Below are 18,174 nucleotides of genomic sequence, written 5' to 3'. Positions count from 1 at the left end.
CGACGGTCCCCACGAGACAGCCGGCGACTACTACCCTTGGACAAGACATCCTCCTGATGAGTGGTTGGGACACCAAGCCCGTTTACCCCATCAGGGGGATGTCCTGATCTCCAACCATCCGTTCAGGTCTTTACTACGCCCACCCACCCCACGTGGGGTCCCCAGCCGTGCCGTCCACCCCGCTTGGGGTCCCCAGCCGCGGTGTCCGCCCCCACCGGGGTCCCCAGTCGTGGCCCGCGCCCCCACCGGGGTCCCCAGCGGTGGTGTGGGCGTGGTCGCCGACGGTGTCGGTGGGCACCGCCTAGAATCGGCGGGTGGTCGCCCCCGAGATCCGCTCCGATGCCAGCCTGGCCCTGCAGTCGCTGCGCAGCGTCTTCGGTTACGACGCGTTCCGCGGTGACCAGGAGGAGATCATCGACCACGTCGTCTCCGGCGGCGACGCGCTCGTCCGCGGCGGCGTGGGGGTCGTGCTCTCACCGCTCATCGCGTTGATGCAGGACCAGGTCGACGCGCTGTCGGCGCTCGGGGTACGCGCCGGCTTCCTCAACTCGACGCAGGACTTCGAGGAGCGTCGCACGGTCGAGGCGGCGTTCGTGCAGGGCGAGATCGACCTGCTCTACCTCGCGCCCGAGCGGCTGCGGGTCGACTCGACGCTGCAGCTGCTCGACCGCGGCAAGGTCGCGCTGTTCGCGATCGACGAGGCCCACTGCGTCGCGCAGTGGGGGCACGACTTCCGACCCGACTACCTGATGCTCTCCCTGCTGCACGAGCGCTGGCCCGACGTCCCGCGCATCGCGCTGACGGCCACCGCCACCGAGGCGACGAGCAGGGAGATCGCCACGCGCCTCGACCTCGAGGACGCCAGGCACTTCGTCGCGAGCTTCGACCGGCCCAACATCCAGTACCGCATCGTCTCGAAGAGGGAGCCCCGCAAGCAGCTGCTCGAGCTGCTGCGCACGGAGCACCAGGGCGACGCCGGCATCGTCTACTGCCTGTCGCGCGCGTCGGCGGAGAAGACGGCGGAGTTCCTCGTCGAGAACGGCATCGAGGCGGTGCCCTACCACGCGGGTCTCGACGCCCGCACCCGCCGCACCAACCAGGCGCGCTTCCTGCGCGAGGACGGCCTAATCGTCGTGGCCACGATCGCGTTCGGCATGGGCATCGACAAGCCGGACGTGCGGTTCGTCGCCCACCTCGACCTGCCGAAGTCGGTCGAGGGCTACTACCAGGAGACCGGTCGCGCCGGGCGCGACGGGCTGCCGTCCACCGCCTGGCTCGCGTACGGGTTGCAGGACGTCGTGCAGCAGCGCCGCATGATCGACACCTCCGAGGGCGACGACGCCCACCGGCGTCGGCTCGCCCAGCACCTCAACTCCATGCTCGCACTGTGCGAGAGCGTCGAGTGCAGGCGCGGTCAGCTGCTCGCGTACTTCGGCCAGCCGGGCGTCGACCGCTGCGGCAACTGCGACAGCTGCCTCGAACCGCCGGAGTCGTGGGACGGCACCGTGGCCGCGCAGAAGGTGCTCTCCACCGTCGTCCGCCTCGCGCGCGAGCGCAGGCAGAAGTTCGGCGCCGGGCAGGTCATCGACATCCTGCTCGGGCGCAAGACCGCCAAGGTCGCCCAGTTCGACCACCACGAGCTGAGCGTGTTCGGCGTCGGCACCGACCTGCACGAGACCGAGTGGCGCGGCGTCGTCAGGCAGCTGCTCGCCCGCGGCCTGCTCTCCGTCGAGCCCGACCACGGCGCGCTCGTGCTCACCGAGGCGAGCGACACCGTGCTGCGCGGCGAGCGCGAGGTGCGGCTGCGGCGCGAGCCTAAGCCCACCAAGCGCGCGGCGAGGTCCGCGTCGGCGAAGCAGCAGGCCGCGGCCGAGCTGCCCGAGCACGCGGCCCCGCTGTTCGAACGCCTCCGCGCCTGGCGTGCCGCCCAGGCGAAGGAGCAGGGCGTCCCCGCGTACGTGATCTTCCACGACGCCACGCTGCGCCAGATCGCGACGGACGAGCCGATGAACCTCGACGAGCTCGGCGCGGTCAGCGGCGTCGGCGAGAACAAGCTCGCGAAGTACGGCGACCAGATCCTCGAGGTGCTCGCCGCCACCTGAGCTGTCCCTACCGCCGCCAGGCGCCGGCGGTCAGCCGGTAGAGCACGTGCGGGCGCAGCGGGTGGTCGGGCGCCAGCCGCGGATGGTCCCAGTCGTCGGCCGGGTCCCTGGTCATGCCGAGGCGCTCCATCACCGCACGGGAGCGGACGTTCGTCCGCGTCGTGAACGACACGACCTCGTCGAGCCCCGCCGCGATGAAGCCGTGGGCGAGCGAGGCACGTGCCGCCTCGGTCGCGTAGCCGAGCCCCCAGGCGCTCCTCGTCAGCCGCCAGCCGATCTCGACGGCCGGGGTGAAGTGCGCCTCGAAGCTCGGGACGGACAGGCCGGTGAAGCCCACGAACTCCCCCGTCGCCCGCACCTCGACGGCCCACAGGCCGAAAGAGCGCTCCGCGAATCCCTTCTCGATCCGGTCGACCAGATCGTCAGACTGGGCACGGGTGAGCGCGCCCGCGAGGTACTCGGTCACCTCGGGGTCGGCGTTGAGCGCCGCGAACGGCTCACGGTCGGCGTCGCGCCAGGCACGCAACAGCAGCCGGTCGGTGCGGAGCTCGGGTGGTGTGGGCACGGGACGAGCGTACGGTTCGGCACCGGCGGCCGGGCGGACACACGGTCCTCACCCGCGGCCGTGTGCGACGATGCAGCATGAGCCCACCGGCGCTGATCGTCGCGATCACAGCGCTCGTCATGAGCGTCGCGCACGGCGTGCTCATCGCACGACAGGGCGACCCGCCGGTGACCTGGTTCACCACCGGCATGATCGCCGCGACCGTCCTCGCCGCGTACGCCGTGGTCCGCGCGGCCCCGCTGCGGTTGGTCGCGCTCACCGGCTCCGGTGTCGTCCTCGTGGCGTTCGGGGTGCTGGGCATCCTGTCCATCGGCCTGCCGATCCTGCTGGCTGGGCTGCTCGCGCTCGGCGCGGCCGCGTGGTCACGGGTACGGGCAGCACACTAGGGTCCGAGGGATGGGGATGCTCTACTCCGTCGACCAGGCGCGGGCCGTGCTCAGGGAGATCCGTCCGCTCGTCGTCGACCTGATCGCGGTGCGCGCGGACACCGCCGAGCTCGGTGCGGCGCACCGGCAGGGCGTGCCGTCACCCCTGGGCGGACTCCCGGAGCTCAAGGCCGCACAGGCGCGGTTCGACGAGCTGGTGTCGTCGATCGTGGCGCACGACCTCGAGGTCAAGGGGATCGCTCCGCTGCTGCTCGACTTTCCCGCGGAGCTCGACGGCGTGCCCATCCTGCTGTGCTGGCTCGAGGGCGACACCGACGTCGAGTGGTACCACCGGGCCGACGCCGGCTTCGCTGGACGCCGCCCCCTGCCTCCCGGCTGACTAGCGCTCACCGCCGTGGTGGACGGGCTCGCCGGGCTGGGCCTCGGCGAGGCCCTCCCAGGAGCGGCGGGCCGGGTACGCGGACGAGCCCTCGGGGCAGTGCTGGGCGAAGTCGCACCACCGGCAGACCGGGCTCGGCCGCGGCGGGAAGACCTCGTCGTAGCGTTCCGGCGCCAGCCCCTCGCGGAACGCGGAGTCGGCCGCGGCGGCCTCACGCCCGATGTCCTCGGCTCGGGCGAGCTGGCGCGCGAGGCCCGCGCCGTCGTGCTCCCAGCCGACCATCTCGCCGCTGGGCAGGTGGTGCAGCTCGACCCGCCGGCACGGGCGGCGCAGCACGCGCTGCGAGCACAGCGCGTACAACGCGAGCGCGAGCGAGCCGCGCGCGTCGTCGACCGTGAGCGCGTGCCTGCCGGTCTTGTAGTCGACGACGACGAGCTCGCCGCCGCGGTCGTCGAGCCGGTCGATGCGGCCGGACAGCGCGAGCACGTCGGTGCGGGTCGCGACCACCCGCTCGACGCCCACTGGCTCGTCGTGGGGGTCGAGCTGCTCGACATAGCGCTCGACCATCGTGCGTGCCCTCGCCCGGACGCGTGCCTCCTGCTCGTCGTCGCGGAACCCGAGCGAGATCCAGCCCTCGTCGAGCAGCCGCACCGCGGCCCCCGGCGTACGGCGCTCGCGAGGCAGCCGCCACCAGGCAGCGAGCGTGCCGTGCACGCAGGCGCCGAGGGAGTTGTGCGCCCACGGCGGACCCTTGCTCGGCTGCGGACGGTCGAGGTACGTCATGCGGTAGCGGCGCGGGCAGTCGAGCCAGGTCGTGAGGCGCGACGGCGTGCACGAGAAGAGTCGTTGCGGCATGCCCTCGAAACCCAGCTGGCTCATCAGCCCATCCTGTCGCGCGCCACCGACAAACGTGTCAGGAAGGACAGGTCAGTGGCCTCGCTCGACCCAGGCGTCGTAGTCCTTCTCCTCGTCCCTGATCGTCGTCTCCTCGCCGTGCCCGGGCAGCACCCGGGTCTTCTTCGGCAGCCGCAGGAGCTCGTCGGAGATCGAGTTGAGGATCGTCGGGAAGTCGGAGAACGACCGGCCGGTCGCGCCGGGACCGCCCTTGAACAGGGTGTCGCCGGTGAACACGACGTCGAGGTCCTCGACGTAGAGGCAGATCGACCCTGGCGAGTGCCCCGGGGTGTGCAACACGGTGAGCGTCGTGTCCGCGACCTCGAACTCGCCACCCGCCTCGATGTCGATGTCGGGAATGTCGTCCTCGTGGGTCATCTCCCACAGCCGCTTGTCACCGCGATGCATCGCGATCGGTGCCTCGTCACGCTCGGCCACCTCGAGGGCGACGTTGACGTGGTCGTTGTGGCCGTGGGTGCAGATGACGGCGAGGATCTCGCGCTCGCCCACCTGGGCGAGGATCGCCTCGGCGTCGTGCGCGGCGTCGACGACGATGACCTCGTCGTCGTCACCGATGAGGTAGACGTTGTTCTCGACGTCGTGGTCCTCGCCGTCGAGGGAGAAGACGCCGGAGGTCTCGATCTTCTCGATGCGGAGCCCGCCCGCCGAGGCGGCGGCCTCGTCGTCGTCCTCCGAGTCGTCGGCCCCCGAGTCGTCGGTCGCGTCGTCCTCGTCGACCGCATCGTCCTTGTCGACCGCATCGTCCTTCGCGTCGGAGTCCGTATCGACCTCGACCTCGACCTCGTCCTCGGTGTCGGTGTCGGTGTCGGTGTCGGTGTCGACCGTGGCCTCGGCCGCAGAGTCGTCGTCGGCCTTCTTACGCTTCTTCCGCCCGAATATCATGCGCGCCCGCCTCCTCCTGTCCCTCCGGCAGGAGCCGCGGAAACGTCGTTACCAACCATGTGGCCTACGCGGCTCCTACCTGCGGGCCACTCGTCGAGCTCCTGCGCTGACCGGCAGATCACGCGAACGTCACCACCGACCGCAGCACCTCGCCGCGTTCCATCCGCGCGAACGCCTCCTCCACGTCGTCGAGCCCGATCGTCTCGCTGACGAACTCGTCGAGCGGCAGCCGGCCCTGCTGGTACAGGTCGATCAGCATCGGGAAGTCGCGGGACGGCAGGCAGTCGCCGTACCACGACGACTTCACCGCGCCACCACGGCTGAACACGTCGATCAGCGGCAGCTCGAGCGTCATCGTCGGGTCAGGGACCCCGACGAGGACGACGACGCCGGCGAGGTCGCGCGCGTAGAACGCCTGCCTGAAGGTCTCGGGACGGCCCACCGCCTCGATCGCGACGTCGGCGCCGTTGCCATCGGTGAGCGCCCTGATCTCCTCGACCGGATCGGCGGCGGACGAGTTCACGGTGTGCGTCGCGCCGAAGCGCTTCGCCCACTCCAGCTTGGTGTCGTCGATGTCGACGGCGATGATCGTGCCGGCGCCGGCCAGCCGCGCGCCGGCGATCGCGGCGTCGCCGACCCCGCCACAGCCGAAGACCGCGACCGAGTCGCCGCGGCCGACGCCGCCGGTGTTGATGGCGGCGCCGAGGCCGGCCATCACCCCGCAGCCGAGCAGTCCCGCGACCTCCGCGGACGCGTTCGCGTCGACCTTCGTGCACTGGCCGGACGCGACGAGCGTGAGCTCGGCGAACGCGCCGATGCCGAGGGCGGGCGACAGCTCGTTGCCGTCGGCGTCGGTCATCTTCCGGGTCGCGTTGAACGTGGCGAAGCAGTACCAGGGACGGCCGCGGCGGCAGGCGCGGCAGTCGCCGCACACGGCACGCCAGTTGAGGACGACGAAGTCACCGGGCTCGACGTTGGTGACGTCGGGCCCGACGGACTCGACGACGCCGGCGGCCTCGTGTCCGAGCAGGAAGGGGAACTCGTCGTTGATCGCGCCCTCGCGGTAGTGCAGGTCGGTATGGCACACCCCGCACGCCTGCACCTTGACGCGCGCCTCACCGGGACCCGGCTCGGGCACGTTGACCGTCTGCACGGTCACCGGCCGGCCCTTCCCCGTCGAGACGACCCCACGTACCTGCTCGGGCATGTCCCGCTCCTTCACATCGGCTCGGCATCTCTGGGCGATCACCTTACGACCCTCCGTCCGCCCCGGTCCGCCCGGACGCCGTCCCGCAGGACGACTACGCTACGCAGCAGTACGATCGCTGGACGAGACAGCGGCCCGCCGGGCGATTATGGTGACCGGTCGGTAGGCCCGCGACGCGCGGTGTCCAGGGGGGACAAGCTCGTGCTCACGCTCCACGAGGGTGCACGCCGGATCATGGAGACATGTGTCGGCGTGACCGCTGACGAGCGTGTCCTGATCCTGTACGACCGCCGCGCCAACGCCGGCGCGGCATGGGCCCTCCGGCGCGCGGCGACCGCGCGCGGGGCCAACGCACACGTCAGGTTCCTCGGCACGGACCGTCCGGGGGCCGGTGACGCCTTCGCCGAGGTCGTCGAGGAGCTCGTCGACGTCGACGTCGTCGTCGCGTTCACCAGCAGCAGCGCCCTGACCAGCCCGGCCGCCCACGTGACCGTCGCCCACGGCGGCCGCGTGGTCACGATGACCGGCGCCGACGAGCGGATGCTCACCCACGGCGCCATCGAGGCCGACTTCACCGAGCTCGCCCCCACCTGCGAGCTCTTCGCCGCGAAGGTCACCGACGCGGTCGAGGCGGAGGTGCAGTCGGCGAACGGCACGAAGATCCGGATGTCCCTGCGCGGGCGCTCCGGGGTGCCCAACCCGCCCGGACGTCCGCGGGCCGGCGTGTTCCGCGCCCCGTACGCCGGGGTGGTCGTCGCCCCCGTCGAGAACTCCGTCGACGGCACGATCGTCGTCGACGTCAGCACCAGCTTCGGCCAGGTCGACTCCCCGGTGACGATCCTCCTCGAACACGGCCGCGTCGTCGCGGTCACCGGCGGCGCTGCCGCGCAGCAGATCGAACGCATGCTCGCCGACACCGACGACCCGCTGTCCGGCACCGTCGGCGTGGTCGGCTTCGGCATGAACCCGGCCGCGTCGGTGTGCGGCGTGATCAGCCAGGACGTCGCCATGGCCGGCACCGGTCACCTGAGCCTCGGGCCCAACCGCGGGATCGGCGGCGCCAGTGACGGCCACGCGTACGTCGAGCTCGTGTACGCACAACCGACGCTGTTCCTCAACGGCGCCAAGGTGATGCGCGACGGCGCCATCGCCGATCTCTAGGCGTACCGCGCCTCGACCTGACCCTTGACCACCGCCTTCCGGCGTGTGTACGGTCGCCGTCATGCGTATTGGTTATGCGCATAACTGAGGTGGTCATGGACTCCGAACAGGCCCGGCGGCCGCAACGTCGGGGACGGGCACGGGCACGGCAGGACGCCGCCGCACCGGCCAGCGACGCCACCCCCGCGCCCCAGAGCCACCAAGGGGCGCGGGCTCGACAGGCCGACATCGCGCGGGCCGCGGGTGTCTCGCAGGCAACGGTGTCGCTGGTGCTGAGCGACGCGGAAGCGGGCGAGCGGCGGGTCGGGGAGGCGACGCGGCGACGGGTGCTCGAGGTGGCGCAGCAGCTCGGCTACTCGGTGAACCCGGCCGCACGCAGCCTCGCCGGCGGGCGCAACCGCCTGCTCGGGGTCTACACGTTCGAGGCCATCTTCCCGTCCAGGGACCGCGACTTCTACAACCCGTTCCTCGTGACCATCGAGCAGGAGGCCGAGCGCGCGGCGTACGACCTGCTGCTCTTCACGAGCGCGACGCTGCCCGACCAGCGACGGCGGAGCATCTACGCCGGTGGGGTCAACCGGCTCGCGCTCGCCGACGGGTGCGTCCTGCTCGGTCGGCGGGAGAACCAGGAGGAGGTGGCGCGGCTGGCTCGGGAGGGCTTCCCGTTCGTGTACGTCGGGCGTCGCGAGATCCCCGACTGCGAGTTCGCGTACGTCGCCGCCGACTACGCGTCCGCCACCACCCGGGTCGTCTCGCACCTGGTCGAGCTCGGCCACCGCAGCATCGTCTACCTGGGCGCGTACAAGCCCAAGGCACCCGACAGTGACCGCGAGGACGGCTGGCACGCCGCGGTCCGGCAGGCCGGCCTCGGCCAGGACGACGCGCGCCTGCTTCGGCTCGGCAGGCGACGCGAGATCGAGAAGGTCGTCGCGCAGTTGCGTGCGGAGGGCCGCACCGCGCTCGTCCTGGAGGACCCGGAGTTGGCCGAACGCTACTTCGGGGTCATCGCGGGCATGGGACTCGACGTGCCGGGTGACATCTCGGTCGCGGTGCTCGGCGACGTGCCCTCTCCCGGCGGGTCGAGCAGCGGCTGGAACGGCTTCCGCATCCCGCGGGAGGAGATGGCCAGGCAGGCGGTGCGGTTGCTGCTCGAGGCGATCGAGACTCCACCGCCGCGCCCGAGGAACATCACCGTGCCCTGCTCGTACAGCGCGGGCACGACAGTCGACAGGCCACCACGTGCCGCCCGGAGGCGCACGAGCACTCGAGGACGGAGCCGATGACGGGCGTGGACGTGGACATCGCCGTCGTGGGTGGCGGCCTCGGTGGCGTGGCGGCCGCGCTCGCCGCGCTCAGGCAGGGCAGGACGGTGCTGCTGTCGGAGGAGACCGACTGGCTCGGTGGGCAGCTGACGACTCAGGCAGTGCCGCCGGACGAGCACCCGTGGATCGAGCAGTTCGGCTGCACGCGGTCGTACCGCCGGCTGCGGGACGGCATCAGGGACTACTACCGCGGCTGGTACCCGCTCACCGCCGACGCGTACCGGGACCCCTGGCTCAACCCGGGCGCCGGACGCGTGAGCAAGCTGTGTCACGAGCCGAGGGTGGCGCTCGCCGTCATCGAGGCCATGCTCGCCCCCTATCGGTCGACCGGTCGGTTGGTGGTACGCACTCGATGCCGGCCCGTCGCCGCCGACGTGGACGGCGACCGGGTGCGGTCCGTGCTCCTGCGCGACGCGGCAGGCGAGACGTTGCGGGTGAACGCGCAGTACGTGCTCGACGCGACCGAGACCGGCGAGCTGCTGCCGCTCACCGGCACGGAGTACGTCACGGGCTTCGAGTCCGCCGCACAGACCGGTGAGCCGCACGCTCCGGCGGAGGCACAGCCGCTGAACATGCAGGCCGTGTCGTTCTGCCTGGCCGTGAGCATCGCGCGGGGCGAGGACCACACCATCGACCGGCCGGCGAGCTACGACTTCTGGCGCGACTACCGCCCCGCGTTCTGGCCGGACCGGCTGCTCAGCTGGACGGCGCCTGACCCGCGGACGCTCGAGCCCGTGACCCGCCAGTTCCTGCCCAACCCGGACGACCGCACCGCCGACGTCTTCGCCGACCAGAGCAGGGACGCGGGCGACAAGGAGCTCTGGACGTTCCGCAGGATCGCCGCGAGACGTACGTTCACCGAGGGCTTCCTGCCGAGCGACGTCTCCCTGGTCAACTGGCCGATGATCGACTACGTCGAGGGACCGATCCTCGAGGTCGACGAGGCCGAGGCGGAGCGGCATCTTCGCGGTGCACGCGAGCTGAGCCTGTCGATGCTGTACTGGATGCAGACCGAGGCACCGCGGGCCGACGGCGGCACGGGCTTTCCCGAGCTGCGGCCCCGCGGCGACCTGATGGGCACCGGCGACGGACTCGCGAAGGCCGCCTACGTCAGGGAGTCGCGGCGCATCCGCGCCAGGTACACGATCGTCGAGCAGGACCTCTCCCTCGAGGTCCGCGGCGACCACGGAGCCGTGCGGTACGACGACTCCGTCGGTGTCGGCAGCTACCGGATCGACCTCCATCCGTCCACCGGTGGCGACAACTACATCGACGTCGCCTCCTCGCCGTTCCAGATCCCGCTGCGTGCGCTCGTCCCCGTCCGGATGCGGAACCTGCTGCCGGCGGCGAAGAACATCGGCACCACCCACATCACCAACGGCTGCTACCGCCTGCATCCCGTCGAGTGGAACGTTGGGGAGGTCGCGGGTGCACTCGCGGCGTTCTGCCTGAGCGACGGGCACACGCCGGACGAGGTCGTGGAGAAGCCCGAGGTGTTCACGGAGCTACGACGCCTGCTGCACCGCTGGGGCGTCGAGACCCACTGGCCGCGGGTCGAAGGCTACTGATCTCTCGCCTATCAGGCACAACGAAGTGAGGCAACGTGACAGACGTCGAACTGCGGATCAGCGCGCCGGTGCGGGACACCGTCGATGTTCTCGTCGTGGGCGCCGGTCCCGCCGGGCTCGCCGCGGCGATCGCGAGCGCGCGTCAGGGCGCGCACACCCTGCTGGTGGAGCGGTACGGCTACGTCGGCGGCAACCTGACCGCGGGACTCGTCGGGCCCTGCATGACCTCGTACAGCCTGGACGGCAGCCAACAGCTCATCAAGGGCATCTTCGAGGAGTTGGTGCTGCGGATGGAGGCCGAGGACGCCGCCATCCACCCGTCCAAGATCCCCGGCGGCAGCGCGTACTCCGGGTTCATCAGCTACGGCCACGAGAGGGTCACGCCGTTCGATCCCGAGGCGGTCAAGGCGATCGGCGCGGAGATGTGCCTCGAGGCCGGCGTGCGGCTGCTGCTGCACACGTCGGTCGTCCGGGCCCGCACCGAGGACGGCCGGGTCACCGGCGTCGTGGTCGCGAGCAAGTCGGGGCTCGAGGTGCTCGAGGCCGAGGTCGTCGTCGACTGCTCGGCCGACGCCGACGTCGCCGCGTCCGCCGGCGCGGACGTGCTGAAGGGCCGGGACGAGGACGGGCTCACCCAGCCGATGACGCTGTTCTTCCGGGTGGGCAATGTCGATGACGCCGCCGTCGAGGAGTACGTGGCCGCGCACGCCGACGACATCCGGCCGTTCGCCTCGCTGGTCGCTGAGGCGACCGCGGCGGGTGAGTTCACCGTGCCGCGTCGTGGTGTCGGCATCTACAAGACGCTGCGCTCGGGTGTGTGGCGGGTGAACACCACCAGGGTGCACCGCGTCGACGGCACCGACGTCGGCGACCTCACCAGGGCGGAGATCGAAGGACGCCGGCAGGTGACCAGCCTGATGACGTTCTTCCGGCGGCGCCTGCCCGGATTCGCCGACTGCGTGCTGCTCGACACCGCGGCGACGATCGGTGTGCGGGAGACCCGGCGGATCCGTGGCGAGTACACGCTGAACCTCGACGACCTGGCGAGCGGCAGGGAGTTCGACGACGTGATCGCACTGTGCGGGTATCCGGTCGACATCCACAGTCCGACGGGCAGCGGTGGCGGCGTCGACGAGAGCATCGTGACCGCCGGCGCGTACCAGATCCCGTACCGCTCGCTGGTGCCCACGCGGCCGGAGCAGCTGCTCGTCGCCGGACGTTGCGTGTCCGCGACGCACGAGGCGCTCGGCGCCATCCGGGTGATGCCGCCGGCGTTCGCGATGGGTCAGGCGGCGGGCACCGCGGCCGCTCTCGCGGTGAACGACGGCGTCGCCCCGCGTGCCGTCGACGTCGCCGAACTGCAGCGGCGGCTGCTGAGCGCCGGTGCGTACCTCGGGCCGAGGCACGAGACCGTCGCGGCCGGCGAGAGCCGGAGCGGGGAGGGTTGACCGATGGCCGGCTACCTGGCGCGCAGAGTGGCGCAGTCGGTACTGGTGATCTGGGGCGCTCTCACCATCGTCTTCGTCGTCGTCCGCGTCATACCCGGTGATCCCGCCGCTCTGCTGCTCGGCCCGACGGCCACGCGCGAGCAGTTGGCGAGGACCAGGGCGAGCTTCGGACTCGACCGGCCGTTGCCCGAGCAGTACGTGTCGTACCTGCTCGACGTCGCCCGGCTGGACTTCGGCGAGTCGGTCCGGCTCGGCGGGCCGGCGATGTCCGAGGTGCTGCAACGGCTGCCCGCCACGCTCTCCCTCGCGTTCGCGGCCCTGGCGTTGACGGTCCTGGTGAGCTTCCCGCTCGGTGTCCTCGCGGCACGCAGGCCGCACCACGTCGGCGGCCGGCTGATCTCGGTGCTGTCCCTCGCCGGACAGGGCATGCCGCAGTTCTGGGTGGGCATCATGCTGATCCTGCTGTTCTCCGCGACGTTGCGGTGGCTGCCCGCGTCCGGCTTCACGTCGTTACAGGGACTCATCATGCCGGCCATCGCGCTGTCGCTGCCGTTCATCGGCTGGCTCATCCGGTCGGTGCGCAGCGGCGTCATCGACGAGCTCGGCAAGGACTACGTACGCACGGCGACGGCGAAGGGACTGCTCGACGGCACGATCTTCTACGGCCACGTGCTGCGCAACACCCTCATCCCCGTCACCACGGTCGTCGGCCTGCTGCTCGGCATCTTCATCGGGAACGCGGTGATCGTCGAGGTCGTCTTCGCCTGGCCGGGCGTCGGCCGGATGCTCGTCGACGCCATCGAGTACCGGGACTACTCGGTGGTCCAGGCCGCGGTGGCGGTGATCACGGTCGTCTACGTCGTACTGAACCTCGCCGTCGACGTGCTCTACACCTACCTCGACCCACGCGTCCGCTTCCAGGAAGGTGGGTGAGCGACGTGGCAACGATGTCCAGGACCGCGGGCGTGAACGTCACGCTCCGGCGACCACCCTTGCGTGTCGCGCTGCCGGGCGCCGTCGTCGCCCTGTACGTCCTCGCGGCGACGCTCGGACCGCTCCTCGTTCCCTATGACGCGTCGCAGACCAACGTCGCGGAACGCCTGCTGCCGCCGGGCACCACGCTCGTCGGCGGCAGCACGGCATGGTTCGGCACCGATCAGGTCGGCCGCGACCTGCTCGCGCAGGTGCTCGCCGGCGCCAGGGTGTCGCTCGTCGTGGCCGCGGCCACCATCGTGCTCGGCGGTGCGCTCGGCCTGGTGCTCGGTCTGCTGGCCGGCTACTTCGGGCGCTGGATCGACAGTGTCGTCATGCGGCTCGGCGACATCCAGCTGGCGTTCCCCAGCATCCTGCTGGCGATCCTGATCGCCGGCGTGCTCGGGCCGAGTGTCGGCAACGTCATCCTGACGCTTGCCGTCACCCGCTGGGTCGTGTTCGCGCGCGTGGTGCGGGCGTCCGTCCTCGTCGCCAGACGGCGCGAGTCCGTCGACGGGGCGAAGGTGCTCGGCGTGCCCACCGTCAGGATCCTGTGGCGCTACATCCTGCCCGACGTGCTCGGGTCGCTGCTCGTGGTCGCCACCGTGCAGGTCGGCCTGATGATCATCGCGGAGGCCTCGCTCAGCTTCCTCGGTCTCGGCGTACCGACGTCGCAGGCCTCGTGGGGCTCGACCATCGCGGCCGGCCGCGACTACCTCGACAGCGCCTGGTGGATCGCCGCGGTCCCCGGCCTGGCCATGGCCGTGCTCGTCGTCTGCGTCGGTGTGCTCGGCGACGCCCTGCGGCACCGCACGGATCCCACCGTCGACCTCTGAAACGTCCTCCCCCGGAAGGAACCCCGATGTCACACAGCCGTATCCCGATGCTGGTCACCGCAGACCTGAGCCGGCGTGACTTCCTGCGCACCTCCGCCCTGTCGATCGGCGGGCTGACCGTCCTCGGTCTCACCGGGTGCGGCATGACCGAACAGCCGGACTCGGGCGGCGGCGACGCCGCGTCGTTGACCGCCGCGTTCAACCGCCCGATCATCTCGCTCGACCCGCACGGCCCGACGGACGTCGACGAGGGCACCCTGCTCGCCTGCAGGCACATCTTCGACACCCTCGTGAGGCGTGACGGGGAGAGGTTCGCTCCCAACGTCGCGCGCAGGTGGTCCCAGCCCGACGACAGCACCTGGCTGTTCGAGCTGCGCGACGACGTCGTGTTCCACGACGGCAGCCCGTTGACCGCCAAGGACGTCAAGGCGTCGCTGGAACGGGTCGCCGCGTCGGACACGCCACAGGCGGAGCTGTGGGCGACGTTGAAGGACGTCACCACGGACGACACTCACTCGCTCCGGATCACCACGGATCAACCGCTCGGCACCATGCTCGCCAACCTGACACTGCTCTTCGTCGCCCCGGCGGGGAAGCTGAAGGAGAAGGGCTTCTTCGACAAGCCGATCGGCAGCGGGCCGTTCCGCGTCGACTCCTACACCGCGTCCGACCACCTCGACCTGAGCGCCGCGGAGAAGTACTGGGGCTCGGGCACGAAGCTGCAGAAGCTGAAGCTGCCGTTCATCCCGGAGAACTCGACCCGCCTCACCTCGCTGAAGAGCGGCGAGGTCGACGTGACGTGGACGATCCCGCCCGACCAGATGGAGGGCCTCCAGGGCTCGAGCGACCTCGAGATCACGAGCGTGCCGAGCTACCTCTACTACTTCAACTGGTTCAACTGTGGCCGCAAGCCCTTCACCGACAAGCGGGTCAGGCAGGCCATGTGGCATGCCGTCGACGTGCGGAAGATCGTCGACAGCCTGTTCAAGGACACCGCGGAGGTGATGAAGGCGCCCATCCCCTCGACGGTGTTCGGCTACGCCGAGCAGCAGCCGTACGCGTACGACCCTGGCAAGGCCAGGCAGCTGCTGGCGGACGCAGGCCACGAGAAGGGCTTCTCGACCAGCCTGATGTGGCCGCGCAACATGTCCCCGGAGATCCGGTCACTGGCGGAGTCGTTCAACACGTACTGGAAGGAGATCGGCGTCAACGTGAAGCTCGAAGAGCTCGAGCAGGCAGCGTGGCTGAAGCGGCTGCTCGATCTCGACTGGGACATGGACCTGCAGACCAACGGCGTCACGACGGGCGACGCCGACTACACGCTCGGTCGGTTGTACACGACGAACGCCGACCGGCTCGGCTACTCGAACAAGGAGCTCGACCGCATCCTGCGCTCCGCGCGGAGCTCCACGGACCAGAAGGTTCGGGAGGGCCTGTACGGGAGGGCGTGCGCGCTGCTCTGGGACGACGCGCCGGGCATCTATCCCGTCCAGCTGAACTCCACGTACGGCCTGCGCAGGTCGGTACGCGGGTTCGAGCCCGCGCCGGACAACCAGCCGCTCTTCACCCGTGTCACCAAGGGTTGACGATGAGCCCCTCACGCACCGAGGGCGACGCGCGGCTGCTGTCCGTCCGTGGCCTTGCCGTCGACTTCGCGACCGCCCGCGGTCCGTTGCGCGCGGTCGACGGTGCCTCGTTCGACGTGCCACGAGGTCGGACCGTGGCTCTCGTCGGCGAGTCCGGGAGCGGGAAGAGCACCACGGGCCTCGCCGTCATGGGCCTGCTCCCGCGGGCGAAGAGCACCGTGGCCGCGGGGTCGATCACGTTCCTCGGCCAGGACATCACCGCGGCCGACGACCGGGTGATGCGTGACCTCCGCGGCGCGCACCTCTCCATGGTGTTCCAGGATCCACTGAGTGCGCTCAACCCGGTGCTGACGATCGGCCGGCAGATCAGGGAGATCTTCACCCGGCACAGGAACATGTCGACCGGTCAGGCGAGGGACGCGACGATCCAGCTGCTGCACCGGGTGCGGATGCCGGACCCGGAACGCCGATACCGCCAGTACCCGCAACAGTTCTCCGGCGGGATGCGGCAGCGCGTCGTCATCGCGATGGCGCTCGCGCTCGAACCCGAGCTCATCATCGCGGACGAGCCGACCACCGCGCTCGACGTCACGGTCCAGGCCAGGATCCTGGCGCTGCTCCGTCAGCTGACCGGTGAGCAGGGCTCGGGGCTGCTGCTCGTCACCCACGACCTCGCCGTGGTCGCGGAGAGCGCGGACGACATCTACGTGATGTACGCGGGCAGGGTCATGGAGAGCGGTCCGATCCGTGCCGTGTACACCAGGCCGGCGAACCCGTACACGGTCGGGCTGCTCGCCTCCGCGCCCACGCTCTCCCGGGTCGACCGACCGCTGCGACCGATCCCCGGCAAGCCGCCGGATCCGACCGAACGACCGCACGGTTGTGCGTTCCACCCACGTTGTCCGTTGGCGACGGCGCTGTGTCGCGACGAGCAGCCGGCGTTGCACGAGGTCGCACCGGGACGGATGAGCGCCTGTCACTTCGCGGAGGAGGTGCATGCAGGTGACCACGACCGATCACTCGCCGCGGGAGCTGCTGCGGGTCACTGACCTGGTCACCACCTTCCAGCTCGGTCGGGGGTCACCCGGCCGAGGTGGCCGCGTCGTGCACGCGGTGTCGGGCGTCTCGCTGTCCATCGCCGAAGGCGAGGCGTTCGGGCTGGTCGGTGAGTCCGGATGCGGAAAGTCGACGGTCGCGCGCACCATCGTGGGACTGGCACGCCCGCGGTCCGGCACCGTGCTCGTCGACGGTCAGGACGTGCACAACGCGTCCAGGGCTGCGCTGCGTGCGGCCAAGCGGACCGTCCAGATGGTCTTCCAGGACCCCTACTCGTCGCTCAACCCGCGGATGACGGTGCGCCAGCTGCTCACCGAGGCGTGGCTCGTGCATCCGGGGATCGTGCCGCGCGCCGAGTGGGGCGCCGAGGTGCACCGGCTGCTCGAGCTCGTCGGGCTCGCACCGGAGTCCGCGGACAGGTATCCCGCGCAGTTCTCCGGCGGTCAGCTGCAACGCATCAGCATCGCCCGCGCGCTGGCCGTGCGTCCACGGTTGCTGATCGCCGACGAGGCGGTCTCGGCGCTCGACGTCTCGATCCAGGCACAGGTGCTGAACCTGCTCGGCGAGCTGCAGAGCGAGCTGGGACTCGCGCTGCTGTTCATCTCCCACGACCTGTCCGTGGTACGGCACCTCTGCCAGCGGGTGGCGGTGATGTACCTGGGCAAGATCGTCGAGATCGGTGACGTCACGCAGATCTACCGGGAGCCGACGCACCCGTACACCCAGGCGCTGCTGAACGCCGTGCCCGACCTCTATCCGTGGCTGGCGGACCGACCGCCGGCACAGCCGAGCGACGACGACATCCCCTCCCCCACCGACCCGCCGTCCGGCTGCCGGTTCCGTACCCGCTGCTGGAAGGCGCAGGACCGTTGCGCCGCGGAGGAGCCGGCACTCGACGACCGCGGCCACTCGCACCCGTCCGCCTGCCACTTCGCCGAGCTGCCCGTCACCCAGGAGACCACATGAACGAGCCCGTCACCGTCGCGCCGAGCAGCTGGGACTGCTTCACCTCCGACGCCTTCGCCGGCCAGGTCACCCTGGTCACCGGAGCCGCCGGCGGCATGGGACGCGAGGTCGCCCGCGCGTTCCACCAGCTCGGCGCGCGGGTCTGGTTGAGCGACCTGGACGCCGACGCCCTGAAGGCGACGGCCGCCGAGATCGCCATGCCCGGTGGCCCCGAGCCGGTGGTGTGTCCCGCGGACGTCGCCGACGCGGCCGCCGTCGCCGAGCTGTACCGCAGGATCGACGCCGAGCACGGTCGCGTCGACAACGTCGTCTCGTGCGCCGCCGTGATCACGGCCGAGTCCGCGCTGGACATGACGCCGGAACACTGGGAACGGGTGCTGCGGATCAACCTCGTCGGTACGTTCACGGTGCTCCAGGAGGCCGTACGCAGGATGACGGCACAGGGCTCGGGCCAGATCGTCGCCGTCGCGTCGGACGCGGGGAAGAGGGGCGGCGGCGGACTGGTCGCCGACGCCGCGTACGCAGCGTCCAAGGCCGGCGTGCTGTCGCTGGTCAAGTCGCTCGCCAGGGAGTTCGCGGGCACGGGAGTGCGGATCAACGCGCTCACGCCCGGCCCGACCGACACACCGATGCACGGCGGGCTGAGCACTGACCTCAAGGAACGGATCGGAGCCGGCCTGCCGATCGGTCGCATGGGTCATCCGAGGGACATGGCCGCGGCGATCCTCTTCCTCTGCTCGCCGGCCGCGACCTTCGTGTACGGCGCATCCCTCAACGTCGACGGCGGCGCGATGTTCGAGTGAGCTTTGTGTCCCGGTGTTGT

Annotated in this window: 17 protein-coding genes; 13 read left to right on the top strand and 4 right to left on the bottom strand. The window is 70.8% G+C overall.

The window, feature by feature from the left end; translation table 11 throughout:
• Nucleotides 1–314: 314 nt before the first annotated feature.
• Nucleotides 315–2,102 carry a DNA helicase RecQ gene (gene recQ / locus GEV10_22230; GenBank protein MQA81167.1) on the top strand — a complete coding sequence of 596 codons (1,788 nt, stop codon included), beginning with the start codon at nucleotides 315–317 and terminating at the stop codon, nucleotides 2,100–2,102.
• 7 nt (nucleotides 2,103–2,109) lie between these two features.
• Here recQ and GEV10_22225 read toward each other — a convergent pair whose 3' ends face one another.
• Nucleotides 2,110–2,634 carry a GNAT family N-acetyltransferase gene (locus GEV10_22225; GenBank protein ID MQA81166.1) on the bottom strand — a complete coding sequence of 175 codons (525 nt, stop codon included), beginning with the start codon at nucleotides 2,632–2,634 and terminating at the stop codon, nucleotides 2,110–2,112.
• Nucleotides 2,635–2,744: 110 nt separating this feature from the next.
• On the opposite strand from GEV10_22225, the gene GEV10_22220 reads away from it, so the two are divergent.
• Together GEV10_22220 and GEV10_22215 are read left to right on the top strand one after the other, a co-directional pair.
• On the top strand, nucleotides 2,745–3,053 hold the full coding sequence (locus GEV10_22220) for a hypothetical protein (protein ID MQA81165.1): 309 nt from the start codon (nucleotides 2,745–2,747) through the stop codon (nucleotides 3,051–3,053).
• A 10-nt stretch (nucleotides 3,054–3,063) separates the two neighbouring features.
• On the top strand, nucleotides 3,064–3,432 hold the full coding sequence (locus GEV10_22215; GenBank protein MQA81164.1) for a DUF2203 family protein: 369 nt from the start codon (nucleotides 3,064–3,066) through the stop codon (nucleotides 3,430–3,432).
• Here GEV10_22215 and GEV10_22210 read toward each other — a convergent pair whose 3' ends face one another.
• The 3 genes from GEV10_22210 to GEV10_22200 form a co-directional block, all read right to left on the bottom strand.
• Nucleotides 3,433–4,311 carry a recombinase RecB gene (locus tag GEV10_22210; protein ID MQA81163.1) on the bottom strand — a complete coding sequence of 293 codons (879 nt, stop codon included), beginning with the start codon at nucleotides 4,309–4,311 and terminating at the stop codon, nucleotides 3,433–3,435. It lies immediately after the preceding gene.
• Between the two features lie 48 nt (nucleotides 4,312–4,359).
• Entirely contained in the window at nucleotides 4,360–5,229 is an 870-nt protein-coding gene (locus GEV10_22205) for an MBL fold metallo-hydrolase (protein MQA81162.1), read from the bottom strand.
• Between the two features lie 118 nt (nucleotides 5,230–5,347).
• The gene (locus GEV10_22200; GenBank protein ID MQA81161.1) at nucleotides 5,348–6,436 is read right to left on the bottom strand and encodes an S-(hydroxymethyl)mycothiol dehydrogenase; all 1,089 of its coding nucleotides are present in this window, start codon (nucleotides 6,434–6,436) and stop codon (nucleotides 5,348–5,350) included.
• A 252-nt stretch (nucleotides 6,437–6,688) separates the two neighbouring features.
• Here GEV10_22200 and GEV10_22195 point away from each other — a divergent pair, with 252 nt between their 5' ends.
• The 10 genes from GEV10_22195 (at nucleotide 6,689) to GEV10_22150 (ending at nucleotide 18,154) form a co-directional block, all read left to right on the top strand.
• Nucleotides 6,689–7,597, top strand: coding sequence for a hypothetical protein (locus tag GEV10_22195; GenBank protein MQA81160.1), 909 nt, complete (start codon nucleotides 6,689–6,691; stop codon nucleotides 7,595–7,597).
• 74 nt (nucleotides 7,598–7,671) lie between these two features.
• Entirely contained in the window at nucleotides 7,672–8,880 is a 1,209-nt protein-coding gene (locus tag GEV10_22190) for a LacI family DNA-binding transcriptional regulator (protein MQA81159.1), read from the top strand.
• A gap of 5 nt (nucleotides 8,881–8,885) precedes the next feature.
• Nucleotides 8,886–10,487, top strand: a complete 1,602-nt coding sequence (locus GEV10_22185; GenBank protein ID MQA81158.1) for an FAD-dependent oxidoreductase — start codon at nucleotides 8,886–8,888, stop codon at nucleotides 10,485–10,487.
• 35 nt (nucleotides 10,488–10,522) lie between these two features.
• Entirely contained in the window at nucleotides 10,523–11,935 is a 1,413-nt protein-coding gene (locus GEV10_22180; protein ID MQA81157.1) for an FAD-dependent oxidoreductase, read from the top strand.
• A 3-nt stretch (nucleotides 11,936–11,938) separates the two neighbouring features.
• Nucleotides 11,939–12,868 carry an ABC transporter permease subunit gene (locus tag GEV10_22175; GenBank protein MQA81156.1) on the top strand — a complete coding sequence of 310 codons (930 nt, stop codon included), beginning with the start codon at nucleotides 11,939–11,941 and terminating at the stop codon, nucleotides 12,866–12,868.
• A gap of 14 nt (nucleotides 12,869–12,882) precedes the next feature.
• The gene (locus GEV10_22170; GenBank protein ID MQA81155.1) at nucleotides 12,883–13,743 is read left to right on the top strand and encodes an ABC transporter permease subunit; all 861 of its coding nucleotides are present in this window, start codon (nucleotides 12,883–12,885) and stop codon (nucleotides 13,741–13,743) included.
• A 47-nt stretch (nucleotides 13,744–13,790) separates the two neighbouring features.
• Complete coding sequence (locus GEV10_22165; protein ID MQA81154.1) at nucleotides 13,791–15,329, top strand: ABC transporter substrate-binding protein; 1,539 nt, start codon at nucleotides 13,791–13,793, stop codon at nucleotides 15,327–15,329.
• Between the two features lie 2 nt (nucleotides 15,330–15,331).
• Complete coding sequence (locus GEV10_22160) at nucleotides 15,332–16,378, top strand: ATP-binding cassette domain-containing protein (GenBank protein ID MQA81153.1); 1,047 nt, start codon at nucleotides 15,332–15,334, stop codon at nucleotides 16,376–16,378.
• On the top strand, nucleotides 16,326–17,351 hold the full coding sequence (locus GEV10_22155) for an ATP-binding cassette domain-containing protein (protein MQA81152.1): 1,026 nt from the start codon (nucleotides 16,326–16,328) through the stop codon (nucleotides 17,349–17,351). Before GEV10_22160 ends, GEV10_22155 begins: the two co-directional genes overlap by 53 nt.
• Nucleotides 17,348–18,154 (top strand): SDR family oxidoreductase, encoded by an 807-nt coding sequence (locus GEV10_22150; protein MQA81151.1) that lies wholly within the window; start codon nucleotides 17,348–17,350, stop codon nucleotides 18,152–18,154. Before GEV10_22155 ends, GEV10_22150 begins: the two co-directional genes overlap by 4 nt.
• Nucleotides 18,155–18,174: the final 20 nt, after the last annotated feature.

It is taken from the genome of Streptosporangiales bacterium (genome assembly GCA_009379955.1).
Classification (GTDB): Bacteria; Actinomycetota; Actinomycetes; order Streptosporangiales; family WHST01; genus WHST01.
Note: the sequence above shows the minus strand (reverse complement) of the source record. Positions and strands in the feature narration are given on the sequence as shown.

Bases quoted from the DNA above. Each gene is read 5' to 3' on its own strand.
- GEV10_22165 (MQA81154.1), top strand. From the start codon at position 13,791: ATGCTGGTCACCGCAGACCTGAGCCGGCGTGACTTCCTGCGCACCTCC.
- GEV10_22190 (MQA81159.1), top strand. From the start codon at position 7,672: ATGCGCATAACTGAGGTGGTCATGGACTCCGAACAGGCCCGGCGGCCG.
- GEV10_22155 (MQA81152.1), top strand. From the start codon at position 16,326: ATGCAGGTGACCACGACCGATCACTCGCCGCGGGAGCTGCTGCGGGTC.
- GEV10_22160 (MQA81153.1), top strand. From the start codon at position 15,332: ATGAGCCCCTCACGCACCGAGGGCGACGCGCGGCTGCTGTCCGTCCGT.
- GEV10_22210 (MQA81163.1), bottom strand. From the start codon at position 4,311: ATGAGCCAGCTGGGTTTCGAGGGCATGCCGCAACGACTCTTCTCGTGC.
- GEV10_22200 (MQA81161.1), bottom strand. From the start codon at position 6,436: ATGCCCGAGCAGGTACGTGGGGTCGTCTCGACGGGGAAGGGCCGGCCG.
- GEV10_22170 (MQA81155.1), top strand. From the start codon at position 12,883: ATGTCCAGGACCGCGGGCGTGAACGTCACGCTCCGGCGACCACCCTTG.
- GEV10_22215 (MQA81164.1), top strand. From the start codon at position 3,064: ATGGGGATGCTCTACTCCGTCGACCAGGCGCGGGCCGTGCTCAGGGAG.
- GEV10_22220 (MQA81165.1), top strand. From the start codon at position 2,745: ATGAGCCCACCGGCGCTGATCGTCGCGATCACAGCGCTCGTCATGAGC.
- GEV10_22150 (MQA81151.1), top strand. From the start codon at position 17,348: ATGAACGAGCCCGTCACCGTCGCGCCGAGCAGCTGGGACTGCTTCACC.
- GEV10_22205 (MQA81162.1), bottom strand. From the start codon at position 5,229: ATGATATTCGGGCGGAAGAAGCGTAAGAAGGCCGACGACGACTCTGCG.
- GEV10_22175 (MQA81156.1), top strand. From the start codon at position 11,939: ATGGCCGGCTACCTGGCGCGCAGAGTGGCGCAGTCGGTACTGGTGATC.